10 protein-coding genes and 4 tRNA genes are annotated in these 11,677 nt (G+C 56.3%); 3 read left to right on the top strand and 11 right to left on the bottom strand.

Annotated features, from left to right (window positions below):
* Positions 1–129 precede the first annotated feature (129 nt).
* The 9 genes from ACA065_RS19075 to ACA065_RS19115 form a co-directional block, all read right to left on the bottom strand.
* Positions 130–402, bottom strand: a complete 273-nt coding sequence (locus ACA065_RS19075; RefSeq protein ID WP_003174819.1) for an HU family DNA-binding protein — start codon at positions 400–402, stop codon at positions 130–132.
* 148 nt (positions 403–550) lie between these two features.
* Complete coding sequence (gene lon, locus ACA065_RS19080) at positions 551–2,947, bottom strand: endopeptidase La (RefSeq protein WP_497691038.1); 2,397 nt, start codon at positions 2,945–2,947, stop codon at positions 551–553.
* Between the two features lie 192 nt (positions 2,948–3,139).
* The gene (gene clpX, locus ACA065_RS19085) at positions 3,140–4,423 is read right to left on the bottom strand and encodes an ATP-dependent Clp protease ATP-binding subunit ClpX (RefSeq protein WP_017136464.1); all 1,284 of its coding nucleotides are present in this window, start codon (positions 4,421–4,423) and stop codon (positions 3,140–3,142) included.
* 111 nt (positions 4,424–4,534) lie between these two features.
* Positions 4,535–5,170, bottom strand: coding sequence for an ATP-dependent Clp endopeptidase proteolytic subunit ClpP (gene clpP, locus ACA065_RS19090; protein ID WP_083357884.1), 636 nt, complete (start codon positions 5,168–5,170; stop codon positions 4,535–4,537).
* A 91-nt stretch (positions 5,171–5,261) separates the two neighbouring features.
* Positions 5,262–6,572, bottom strand: coding sequence for a trigger factor (gene tig / locus ACA065_RS19095; protein WP_448650594.1), 1,311 nt, complete (start codon positions 6,570–6,572; stop codon positions 5,262–5,264).
* Between the two features lie 568 nt (positions 6,573–7,140).
* Positions 7,141–7,216: transfer RNA gene (locus tag ACA065_RS19100), tRNA-His, on the bottom strand.
* A 77-nt stretch (positions 7,217–7,293) separates the two neighbouring features.
* A tRNA-Leu gene (locus tag ACA065_RS19105) sits at positions 7,294–7,378 on the bottom strand.
* Positions 7,379–7,434: 56 nt separating this feature from the next.
* Positions 7,435–7,510, bottom strand: a tRNA-His gene (locus ACA065_RS19110).
* 32 nt (positions 7,511–7,542) lie between these two features.
* Positions 7,543–7,619 (bottom strand) — tRNA-Arg (locus ACA065_RS19115).
* A gap of 275 nt (positions 7,620–7,894) precedes the next feature.
* Here ACA065_RS19115 and folD point away from each other — a divergent pair.
* Together folD and pbpG are read left to right on the top strand one after the other, a co-directional pair.
* Positions 7,895–8,749, top strand: a complete 855-nt coding sequence (gene folD, locus ACA065_RS19120; protein ID WP_497691039.1) for a bifunctional methylenetetrahydrofolate dehydrogenase/methenyltetrahydrofolate cyclohydrolase FolD — start codon at positions 7,895–7,897, stop codon at positions 8,747–8,749.
* A 208-nt stretch (positions 8,750–8,957) separates the two neighbouring features.
* Positions 8,958–9,881: a D-alanyl-D-alanine endopeptidase gene (gene pbpG / locus ACA065_RS19125; RefSeq protein ID WP_497691040.1), complete on the top strand. Its 924-nt coding sequence runs from the start codon at positions 8,958–8,960 to the stop codon at positions 9,879–9,881.
* A gap of 164 nt (positions 9,882–10,045) precedes the next feature.
* Here pbpG and ACA065_RS19130 read toward each other — a convergent pair whose 3' ends face one another.
* Complete coding sequence (locus ACA065_RS19130) at positions 10,046–10,708, bottom strand: peptidase C39 family protein (RefSeq protein WP_497691041.1); 663 nt, start codon at positions 10,706–10,708, stop codon at positions 10,046–10,048.
* Positions 10,709–10,919: 211 nt separating this feature from the next.
* On the opposite strand from ACA065_RS19130, the gene ACA065_RS19135 reads away from it, so the two are divergent.
* Complete coding sequence (locus tag ACA065_RS19135; RefSeq protein WP_497691042.1) at positions 10,920–11,081, top strand: hypothetical protein; 162 nt, start codon at positions 10,920–10,922, stop codon at positions 11,079–11,081.
* Here the strand turns inward: ACA065_RS19135 and ACA065_RS19140 are convergent.
* A complete protein-coding gene (locus ACA065_RS19140) occupies positions 11,078–11,506 on the bottom strand; it encodes a PA0061/PA0062 family lipoprotein (protein ID WP_497691043.1) in 429 nt (142 codons plus the stop codon). The two genes, ACA065_RS19135 and ACA065_RS19140, sit on opposite strands and share 4 nt — an antisense overlap.
* Positions 11,507–11,677 lie beyond the last annotated feature (171 nt).

Below are 11,677 nucleotides of genomic sequence, written 5' to 3' on the forward strand. Positions count from 1 at the left end.
CTGGCGGAGCGGACGGGGGTTTGAACCCAAACCCCAGGCCGTGGCGACCCGATGGATACGTGGGTCAGCTGCCGCTCCGCTGCCAGGCAGACCTGCGTCTGACCCGGGTAGGTAAGGCTTGAGCGAAGCTTAGTTAACGGCTTCTTTCAGGGCTTTACCGGCTTTGAAACCTGGTTTCTTGGCAGCAGCGATTTGCAGTGCTTTGCCAGTCTGTGGGTTACGGCCAGTGCGAGCTGGGCGGTCAGTCACAGAGAACGTACCGAAGCCTACCAGTACTACGGAGTCGCCGGCCTTCAGAGCGCCAGTGACGGATTCGATTACTGCGTCCAGCGCACGGCCAGCAGCAGCTTTCGGGATATCAGCGGATGCGGCGATAGCATCAATCAGTTCCGACTTGTTCACTCTAAGTCCCCTTATATATCTATTGAGTATGATTCTAAGTTTTTTGGTGAAAGCAAAAACCAGTGCTGAATGGCCTACAGACACTTAAGAGCCGCTTTATAACAAGGGCTCTAAAAAGCTGTCAAGGAAGCCACCCGGCTTAATCGCATTAATGCGTGCTAATTCTTTCCTTGGAATCAGACTCGCGTTTTTCGTCCTTCGCGACAATCTCCGGAGCCACATCCGGCAAGGGCTCCGGCGCGTATTGCAGCGCAATTTGCAGGACCTCGTCAATCCATTTAACCGGTTTAATCTGAAGATCCTGCTTGATGTTGTCCGGAATTTCCTTCAAGTCGCGAACATTCTCTTCAGGAATGATCACTGTCTTGATTCCGCCTCGGTGCGCTGCGAGCAATTTCTCTTTCAGACCACCGATAGCCAATACCTGACCACGCAGGGTAATTTCCCCGGTCATTGCTACATCGGCTCGCACAGGAATGCCGGTCAATGCCGACACCAGGGCCGTGCACATGCCTACGCCAGCGCTAGGGCCGTCTTTAGGGGTAGCCCCTTCCGGCATATGGATGTGGGTGTCGTGCTTCTCGTGGAAGTCCAGGGGGATCCCCAGGCTCTTCGCGCGGCTGCGCACCACGGTCTGCGCGGCGGTAATGGATTCGACCATCACGTCACCCAGCGAACCCGTTTTGATAAGCTGGCCTTTGCCTGGGATCACCGCGGCTTCGATGGTCAGCAATTCGCCGCCCACTTGAGTCCACGCCAAGCCAGTCACTTGCCCTACCTGGTCCTGCTGCTCAGCCAGGCCGTAACGGAATTTTTTCACGCCCAGGAAGTGTTCCAGATCGTCGGCACCCACCTTCACCGAGAAGCGTTTTTCCAGTGCGTGCTCTTTCACCGCCTTGCGGCAAATCTTCGCGATTTGGCGCTCAAGGCCCCGTACACCGGCTTCGCGGGTGTAATAACGAACGATGTCACGGATGGCTTCGACGTCAATTTCGATCTCGCCTTTTTTCAGGCCGTTGGCCGAAATCTGCTTGGGCGCGAGGTATTTGACGGCAATGTTGATCTTCTCGTCTTCGGTGTAACCCGGCAGACGAATCACCTCCATCCGGTCCAGCAAGGCTGGCGGAATGTTCATGGAGTTGGAGGTGCACAGGAACATTACATCGGACAGGTCGTAGTCGACTTCGAGGTAATGGTCGTTGAAATTATGGTTCTGCTCGGGGTCGAGTACTTCGAGCAACGCCGAGGCCGGATCGCCACGCATATCGCTGCCCATCTTGTCGATTTCATCGAGCAGGAACAGCGGGTTGCGCACGCCTACCTTTGTCATCTTTTGAATCAATCTTCCTGGCATCGAACCGATGTAAGTACGGCGATGACCACGAATTTCCGCCTCATCACGCACGCCACCGAGGGCCATGCGCACGAATTTACGGTTAGTGGCACTGGCGATCGACTCCGCCAGCGACGTTTTACCGACACCAGGAGGACCAACCAGGCACAACACCGGGCCACGGATTTTCTTCACGCGCTTTTGCACGGCGAGGTATTCGAGAATGCGTTCTTTGACTTCTTCGAGGCCGTAATGGTCGGCGTCGAGGATATCTTCGGCACGGGCCAGGTCCAGGCGCACTTTGGTCTGGGCCTTCCACGGCACCTGCACCAGCCAATCGATGTAGGAGCGAACCACGGTGGCTTCGGCCGACATCGGCGACATTTGCTTGAGCTTGTTCAGCTCGGCGGTCGCCTTGGTCAAAGCGTCTTTCGGCAGGCCGGCGGCATCGATGCGCTTTTTCAGCTCTTCGATTTCGTTGTGGCCCTCTTCGCTGTCGCCGAGCTCTTTCTGAATGGCCTTCATCTGCTCATTCAGGTAGTACTCGCGCTGGCTGCGCTCCATTTGTTTCTTCACACGACCACGGATGCGCTTCTCAACCTGTAGCAGGTCGATCTCGCCATCCAACAGTGCCAGCACGTGCTCGACACGGGCCGACAGGTCGATGATTTCGAGGATATCTTGCTTCTGCTCGATCTTCAGCGCCATGTGCGCAGCCATGGTGTCGACCAGGCGACTTGGCTCATCAATGCTGTTGAGAGAAGACAGGACTTCAGCCGGGACTTTCTTGCCCAACTGCACATACTGCTCGAACTGCGAGAGCAGGCTGCGCACAAACACTTCGGATTCGCGCTCAGGGGCTTCGACTTCGTCGATCAGCGCCACTTCGGCGCGCAGGTGGCCATCCACCTCCATGAAACGCTCCACCGCGCCACGCTGCTCGCCTTCCACCAACACCTTGACGGTGCCATCGGGCAGCTTGAGCAATTGCAGAACAGTGGCAATGGTGCCGACCCGATACAGGGCATCTTCGCCTGGATCATCATCAGCTGGATTCTTCTGGGCCAACAGCAGGATCTGCTTGTCGCCCGTCATCGCGGCCTCGAGGGCTTCGATAGACTTCTCGCGCCCCACGAACAGCGGGATAACCATGTGCGGATAGACGACGACATCACGCAACGGCAGGAGAGGCAATTCAATGGTTGTCTTCATGATTTCGCCTCTATGACAGTTGAAAAATAAGCATGAAACCAAGATGGGGGCTGCTTGCAAAAAAAACAAGCTCAATGCCAGCAGTTAAACGCATGAATAAACGCGAAATTAAAATAACCGCTGAAAAAAACCGCCGTAAAAAAAACAAGGGGCCTAAAAAGGCCCCTTGCTTGTACTGCGACAGCTGAACGCTTACGCGTCGGGTGCAGCCTTGGCAGCCGGCTCACTGTTTTCGTAGATATACAGTGGCTTGGACTTGCCTTCGATAACGCTTTCGTCGATCACCACTTTACTCACCTCGGACTGCGAGGGGATTTCGTACATGGTGTCGAGCAACACGCCTTCGAGGATCGAACGCAAACCACGTGCACCGGTCTTGCGCTCCAGTGCCCGCTTGGCCACCGATTTGAGTGCGTCGGTACGGAACTCGAGGTCTACACCTTCCATCTCGAACAACTTGGCGTATTGCTTGGTCAGGGCGTTTTTCGGCTCGGTGAGGATCTGAATCAACGCAGCCTCATCCAGCTCGTCCAACGTGGCCAGGACCGGCAGACGGCCAACGAATTCCGGGATCAGACCGAACTTGACCAAATCGTCAGGCTCGACTTCACGCAGGGACTCGCCCACTTTCTTGCCTTCTTCCTTGCTGCGCACTTCCGCACCGAAACCGATGCCGCCACGCGTGGAGCGCTGCTGAATAACCTTCTCCAGACCGGAGAACGCACCGCCACAGATGAACAGAATGTTGCGCGTATCAACCTGAAGGAATTCCTGCTGCGGGTGCTTGCGGCCGCCTTGTGGCGGTACGGAAGCAACCGTGCCTTCGATCAGCTTCAACAGGGCTTGCTGCACGCCTTCACCGGAAACGTCCCGGGTGATCGACGGGTTGTCGGACTTGCGCGAAATCTTGTCGATCTCGTCGATGTAGACAATACCCATCTGGGCCTTCTCTACGTCGTAGTCGCACTTCTGCAGCAGCTTCTGAATGATGTTCTCGACGTCCTCACCCACGTAGCCAGCCTCGGTGAGGGTGGTGGCGTCGGCGATAGTGAACGGAACGTTCAGCAGACGAGCGAGGGTTTCTGCAAGCAAGGTTTTACCCGAGCCTGTAGGACCGATCAGCAAAATGTTGCTCTTGCCGAGTTCGACTTCGTCGCCTTTCTTGTCACGCTGGTTCAAGCGCTTGTAGTGGTTGTACACCGCTACGGCCAAAACCTTCTTTGCACGCTCTTGACCAATCACATATTGATCAAGGATGCCGCTGATTTCTTTAGGCGAAGGCAATTTATGCGCGCTGCTCTCGGCCTGGGCTTCCTGCACCTCCTCACGGATGATGTCATTGCACAGGTCGACGCACTCGTCGCAGATAAACACCGAGGGGCCGGCAATCAATTTGCGTACTTCATGCTGGCTTTTGCCGCAGAAGGAGCAATAGAGCAGCTTGCCGTTGTCCTCGCCGTTGCGGGTGTCAGTCATTCGTTCGATCCAAATCCGATAGGCTTGCAACACAAGATGAAGGCTTATGCGGGCTTTTTCAAGCCCGCGGTGGTCGGACGCGCCGACCAGCCCTATTTTGAGGTGCTTATATTAAGCGGGGCGCTTTTCGATCACTGCGTCGATCAACCCATAAGCGCGCGCAGCTTCGGCACTCATAAAGTTGTCACGATTGGTATCGCGCTCGATTTCTTCCAGGGTGTGCCCGCTATGCTTGGCCATCAACGTGTTGAGGCGCTCACGAATAAACAGGATTTCCTTGGCGTGAATTTCGATATCCGACGCCTGGCCCTGGAAGCCGCCCAGCGGCTGGTGAATCATCACGCGCGAGTTAGGCAGGCAGTAACGCTTGCCCTCGGCACCCGCGGTGAGCAGGAACGCGCCCATGCTGCAGGCCTGACCGATGCAGGTAGTCGACACGTTTGGCTTGATGAACTGCATGGTGTCGTAGATCGACATACCCGCCGTCACCGAACCGCCCGGGGAGTTAATGTAAAGATGGATGTCCTTGTCCGGGTTTTCCGCTTCAAGGAACAGCAGTTGCGCGCAGATCAGGTTGGCCATGTAGTCCTCTACAGGGCCGACCAGAAAGATCACTCGTTCCTTGAGCAGGCGCGAGTAGATGTCATAGGCGCGTTCGCCACGAGCAGATTGCTCGACAACCATCGGGACCAGGCCGCCAGCGGCCTGGATATCAGAGTTCTGCTGAATATAGGAATTACGGAACATGCTCTGCAGTTACTCCCAAATAGTCATGTCTTGAAAACGCATAAGCCAGCGCGAGGCTGGCTTATGGTTGTATTTCGAACGAGTTGGACAATCAGTCGGCTTGTGCTGCTTCCGCCGGTTTGACTGCTTCTTCGTAAGAGACCGCTTTGTCGGTCACCTTAGCCTTCTGCAGAACAGTATCCACAACTTGTTCTTCCAGCACAACCGAACGTACTTCGTTCAGCTGCTGGTCGTTCTTGTAGTACCACGCCACAACCTGCTCAGGCTCCTGGTAGGCCGAAGCCATTTCCTGGATCATTTCGCGAACGCGATCTTCGTCAGGCTTGAGGTCGAATTGCTTGACCACTTCAGCCACGACCAGACCCAGCACAACGCGACGCTTGGCTTGCTCTTCGAACAGCTCGGCCGGCAGTTGGTCAGGCTTGATGTTGCCACCAAACTGCTGAACCGCTTGAACGCGCAGGCGATCCACTTCGTTGGACAGCAGCGCCTTAGGCACTTCGATCGGGTTGGCAGCCAGCAGACCGTCCATGACCTGGTTCTTGACCTTGGACTTGATGGCCTGGCGCAGCTCACGCTCCATGTTCTTGCGAACTTCGGTGCGGAAGCCTTCGATACCGGTTTCCTTGATACCGAATTGAGCGAAGAACTCTTCGTTCAGCTCTGGCAGCTTAGGCTCGGAAACACTGTTGACGGTCACGGTGAACTCAGCGGCTTTGCCGGCCAGGTCCAGGTTCTGGTAGTCAGCCGGGAACGTCAGGTTCAGAACGCGCTCTTCGCCGGCCTTGGCGCCAACCAGACCGTCTTCGAAGCCCGGGATCATGCGGTTGGAACCCAGTACCAGCTGAGTGCCCTTGGCGGAGCCGCCAGCGAATACTTCGCCGTCAACCTTGCCAACAAAATCGATGTTCAGCTGGTCTTCGTTCTGGGCAGCGCGATCGGCCACTTCGAAACGAGTGTTCTGCTTGCGCAGGATTTCCAGCATGTTGTCCAGGTCGGCATCCGCCACGTCAGCGCTCAGGCGCTCTACCGCGATGTCTTCGAAACCGGCAACAGTGAACTCCGGGAACACTTCGAATACGGCGACGTATTCCAGGTCTTTGCCAGCTTCCAGGGACTTAGGTTCGATCGAAGGCGAGCCAGCCGGGTTCAGCTTGTGCTCGACAACCGCTTCGTAGAACGAAGCCTGGATCACGTCACCGACAGCTTCCTGACGCGCATCAGCACCAAAACGACGCTTGATTTCGCTCATTGGCACTTTGCCTGGACGGAAACCAGCGATCTTGGCCTTTTGGGCAGTCTGCTGCAGACGCTTGTTGACCGCAGTCTCAATACGCTCTGCCGGCACGGTGATGCTCAGGCGGCGCTCGATAGCAGTAGTATTTTCAACAGAAACTTGCATGGATATTCCTCGTTGCACAGACGTTAGCCGGCCGTTTCCGACCCCAGAATCAAGGGCATGCATTCTAGTGGGTCAAACTCAAGAAGTCACCCTACTGAAAACGGGTGGAAAAACAGCAGGCCATTTATAGGTTCAAGTGCACGCATGCACCTCATCCCGTTAGCAAATACAGCACATCACGCCAGGGCTCTGTATCAACCCTTCTATATATAGAAGCGCGTGGACACACACCCTTGGCGACCGACCTTGCGGGCAAGGCCGGAGGGCACGGCGGCAGCATCGAGAAACACAAATACGACGAAACGCCCCGCCCCGGAAACTCAAAACACTTAAACAAAAACGGCACAGCCCTTTTTCAGGTACTGCGCCGTTATTCGCTATTAAATAGCTGTACTGACCTTGATACAGCCTCAGATCAGTTCTACACGCTCAAAACCGGCAACGATTCTAACGCCAAGGCATTGAGAATGCTTGTTTTTTCTTGGCGTCAAGATCCGCCACAGAGAGGACCAGAAATTTCTGACACAAAAAAAAGCGCCAGATCATTGATCTGGCGCTTTTTTGAATATGGGGTGGACGAAGGGGATCGAACCCTCGACAACGGGAGTCACAATCCCGTGCTCTACCAACTGAGCTACGCCCACCATATTGCAGTAACAAAGAACTCAAACATCTTCTTTGTTGAACCCTGCCCCGCCTGACGGCGGCACAACGTTTTAATTGGTGCGGATGAAGAGACTCGAACTCTTACGCCTCGCGGCGCTGGAACCTAAATCCAGTGTGTCTACCAATTCCACCACATCCGCGCTTACAGCTCTTAAAGCAAAGGCGCCAGACGATTAATCTGGCGCCTTTCAAAATATGGGGTGGACGAAGGGGATCGAACCCTCGACAACGGGAGTCACAATCCCGTGCTCTACCAACTGAGCTACGCCCACCATATAGCGCTACTTGTGCCAAAGCTGCCTAATGGCGCACCCGGCAGGACTCGAACCTGCGACCATCCGCTTAGAAGGCGGATGCTCTATCCAGCTGAGCTACGGGCGCCTTATTAATCTGTACTCTTTGAAGATTACAAACTAAGTGCTTCCAGCCTTGCAGTACAACAATTCTGCTCAGCCTTCTTAACCAGTGCTAGGCTGTGCCCGACAAGTGCGACGAATAGTATAGACGCCCCGGAAACCCGTCAAATCTTTTTTGAAAAAAACTGATTTTATTTAAGGGGTTAGGGCAATTTGCGGACCAAGCGCCTTTGCCCTCACGTCTTGGCGTGCGAGAATGCGCGCACTTTTCTTCCCCCTCTCGATGGTTAATCACGCGTAATGACTGCACAACTTATCGACGGCAAATCAATCGCCGCCAGCCTGCGCCAGCAGATCGCCAAACGAGTCACCGAGCGTAGCCAGCAAGGCCTGCGCACGCCTGGCCTCGCGGTGATCCTGGTCGGCAGCGATCCTGCCTCTCAGGTTTATGTCTCGCACAAGCGTAAAGACTGTGAAGAAGTCGGCTTTATTTCCAAAGCCTATGACTTGCCGGAAGGCACCACCCAACTGGCCCTGACCGACCTGATCGACAGCCTCAACGACGATCCGGCCATCGACGGCATCCTGCTCCAGCTGCCACTGCCCGAACACCTGGATGCATCCAAGTTACTGGAGCGCATCCGCCCGGACAAAGACGTCGACGGTTTCCACCCGTATAACGTCGGCCGCCTGGCCCAGCGTATCCCGCTGCTGCGCCCCTGCACGCCGAAAGGCATCATGACCCTGCTGGAAAACACCGGCGTGGATTTGTACGGCCTCGATGCCGTGGTCGTCGGCGCTTCCAACATCGTCGGCCGCCCGATGGCCATGGAGCTGTTGCTGGCCGGCTGCACCGTGACCGTCACCCACCGCTTCACCAAAGACCTGGCCGGCCACGTCGGCCGTGCCGACCTGGTGGTGGTCGCAGCCGGTAAGCCGGGCCTGGTCAAAGGCGAGTGGATCAAGGAAGGTGCCATCGTCATCGACGTGGGCATCAACCGCCAGGAAGACGGCAAGCTGGTCGGCGACGTGGTGTACGAAACCGCCCTGCCCCGCGCCGGCTGGATCACGCCCGTGCCAGGTGGCGTTGGCCCGATGACCCGTGCCTGCCTGCTGGAGAACACCCTGTACGCCGCAGAAACCCTGCACGGCTAATAACCAGCCGTACTGAAAAAGCCCTGCCTTATCGCAGGGCTTTTTATTGCCCGCAAAAAAACCTGTTTTTTGTTAGTTTTTAAGCACTTTCGTCCGGTTCCAGAAGAACATTCGACAGTTTCTGATCCATACTCCTAAAATGTAACGGCATTTATCAGAAAACCCGTTCCTGAACGGTATCTCCTTACTTTTTAGCGAGTTCATCCGCGTGAAAATTCGTCTCTCTATTGTCAGCCTATTTTTTGCATTTACAGGCACCTTCGCGCACGCCAGCGAAACCACCCTCGCCCCGCGTGATATCTCCAAACTGCAAATCGCTTCCGGCAGCGCCATGCTGGTGGACTTGCAGACCAACAAAGTCATCTACTCCAGCAACCCGGATGTCGTTGTACCCATTGCCTCCGTGAGCAAATTGATGACCGGCCTGATCGTGCTGGAAGCCAAGCAGAACATGGACGAATACATCGACATCAACATTAAAGACACGCCGGAAATGAAAGGCGTGTTCTCCCGTGTAAAAATCGGCAGCGAAATGCCGCGCAAGGAAATGCTGCTGATCGCCCTGATGTCTTCGGAAAACCGCGCCGCCGCCAGCCTGGCCCATCACTACCCGGGCGGCTACCCAGCGTTTATCGCGGCGATGAACGCCAAGGCCAAGGCGTTGGGCATGACCAGCACGCACTATGTCGAACCTACCGGCCTGTCGATTCACAACGTGTCCACCGCCCGCGACTTGAGCAAGCTGCTGGCCTATGCACGCAAATTTCCGATGCTGAGCCAGTTGAGCACCACCAAGGAAAAGACCGTGGCGTTCCGTAAACCCAACTACACCTTGGGTTTCTCCAATACCGACCACCTGATCAACCGGGCCAATTGGGATATCAAGCTGACCAAGACCGGTTTCACCAACCAGGCCGGCCACTGCCTGGTGCTGGTGACCAGCATGGGTAACCGCCCGGTGTCGCTGGTGATTCTGGATGCCTTCGGCAAATTCACTCACTTTGCCGATGCAGGCCGAATTCGCAACTGGGTCGAGACCGGCAAGAGCGGTTCGGTGCCAGACGTCGCGCTGCGCTACAAGGCTGACAAGAACCTGAAGAGCCGCCCGAATGCGGCTGAAGTGCGTCGTTGAAACGGGGCTTGAGCGCCAGGGCAGACAACCGATAACTGGCTCCCGCTGGGCTGCGAAGCGGCCCTAAAGATGGGACTGCTGCGCAGTCCAGCGGGAGCAAGCTCCCTCGCCACAGGTAGAGTGTTGGCCTTTAACTGATCGGCATTAGCCTGGAGCGCCACTTTTTACTTGCGCTCCGCCAGCACCTTGAGCGCCTGGGCCGCCGCCTGCTCCTGCCCGGCTTGCGCAGTGGCATTGGCGGCCTCGCGCCAGCGCTGCGCATCGACATTGGCCGGCAACTGGCTCGGGCGCTGGGTCAGGATTGCCCAGTTCCCTGCGCTCTTCCACGCCGACTCAAAGTCGCTGAAGCTCATCAACAGCCGCCGTTCCAGGCCTGAGCGCAACAGCACCGTACTCTTCTGCTGATTGAACCCCACCACCACGACGTAGCGGGTCCCGGACCAGAAGCTCGGGTTGATCCGCGCCATCACCGGGTAACCCGCCGCCACTTGCGCCAACACCGCCGTCAGTTGGTTATCCAACGGATACACCATCAGCCCGTACTCACGTGCCAGCACCTGCATGTTGCGCTCAAGGTCTGCTTCGCCGCCCGGCAAGTGCAACGGCTTATCGAGCAAACCGGGTGTCATCACAATGCCTTGTTGCGACAGCATGCTGGCTAACGCCGAGGGGCCACTGAGGTAAGCCTCGCTGCGAAAGGTCGGCACGCCATTGAGTTCGACGCGCTCCGGCAGGCCCGCCAGTTTCGAGGGCTGCCCGGAACAGGCCGCGAGCCCCAGGGTGCATGCCAGCAGCAAGGAGGTTGAAACGTTCGACCGTAACCGCAATTTTTTTCTCTCTTGATCAACTGCCGGTAAGGGCCCTGATCATAGGGTGCTCTTGAACGCGGGTATAGCCTCAAGCGTTAGTAAAACGCCGGGGATAGAGCAAACAAGTTGGAAGGACTCGACCATTGGTCAATAGCAGGCAACCGCCAGGTAGCTAGACTGTCCATTGAGAAGACTGAGTGGGCCCCGAACGGGGCAAAAGGAGGCCAGAATGAGCCTTGCAACAACGATTTTCATGTTGATCTGCGGTTGGCTGGCGGTAGCCGGCGCCATGTTGTGGGGGGTCATGCGTGTGACCCGTCGGCACCATCACCCCCACGTCGAACCCGCAGCACCGGCCAAGCAGCACAAGGCCGTGGTGCACCACGCCTAGCCAGGCATGCAATTGAAGTCTTGAGTCGCCGCAACTTCCTTGCCGTGACCGTCCTTCAGGACGGCGCGCACGGTGGTGCCCAGGCTTGATTCCACCAGCGTGTAGTGCTCACCCGCCTGGAAGTTCTTGTACTCGACCCGCCCCTGGCAGTCCTGCTGGTTATCATCGCCCGGCTCTTCCTCGAATAACGTCACGTCCAGGCGATGATCGCCCGGCGTCACTTCAAAAAAGCGTCCATCATCCACGCGCTTGCCATCGACGCGCTCGGCCATCAGGTCATTCGGCGCTTCCTCTTTCAAACCAATCCACGCCTCGCTCGGGTCAGCCTTGGGAATTGGGCCGGCACATGCCGACAACAACAAAACAGCGCCAAGAGCGGGAATCAGCAGCAGGGGTTTAAGTGATTTAAGTGATTTAAGTGACATGGCAGGGCTCCAATAATTAACGATGTGCGGATCTGAAATGTGTCGCGTCCGATGGATGACAAGCTTGGAGAGCTGCCCTATGTAGAACAAATGAATACATATGAAACGATCTTCAGTCGTTAACTAAATGTTCCTTCACCTGGCTGAAAGGTGCGTGTTAGGTGGGTCTGG

The sequence above is a fragment of the Pseudomonas sp. LBUM1640 genome, assembly GCF_059716225.1.

What these genes read in the sequence shown, in the direction of transcription:
- ACA065_RS19140 (WP_497691043.1), bottom strand. Translation starts at nt 11,506, where the DNA reads ATGTCACTTAAATCACTTAAATCACTTAAACCCCTGCTGCTGATTCCC.
- lon (WP_497691038.1), bottom strand. Translation starts at nt 2,947, where the DNA reads ATGAAGACAACCATTGAATTGCCTCTCCTGCCGTTGCGTGATGTCGTC.
- clpP (WP_083357884.1), bottom strand. Translation starts at nt 5,170, where the DNA reads ATGTTCCGTAATTCCTATATTCAGCAGAACTCTGATATCCAGGCCGCT.
- clpX (WP_017136464.1), bottom strand. Translation starts at nt 4,423, where the DNA reads ATGACTGACACCCGCAACGGCGAGGACAACGGCAAGCTGCTCTATTGC.
- tig (WP_448650594.1), bottom strand. Translation starts at nt 6,572, where the DNA reads ATGCAAGTTTCTGTTGAAAATACTACTGCTATCGAGCGCCGCCTGAGC.
- ACA065_RS19135 (WP_497691042.1), top strand. Translation starts at nt 10,920, where the DNA reads ATGAGCCTTGCAACAACGATTTTCATGTTGATCTGCGGTTGGCTGGCG.
- folD (WP_497691039.1), top strand. Translation starts at nt 7,895, where the DNA reads ATGACTGCACAACTTATCGACGGCAAATCAATCGCCGCCAGCCTGCGC.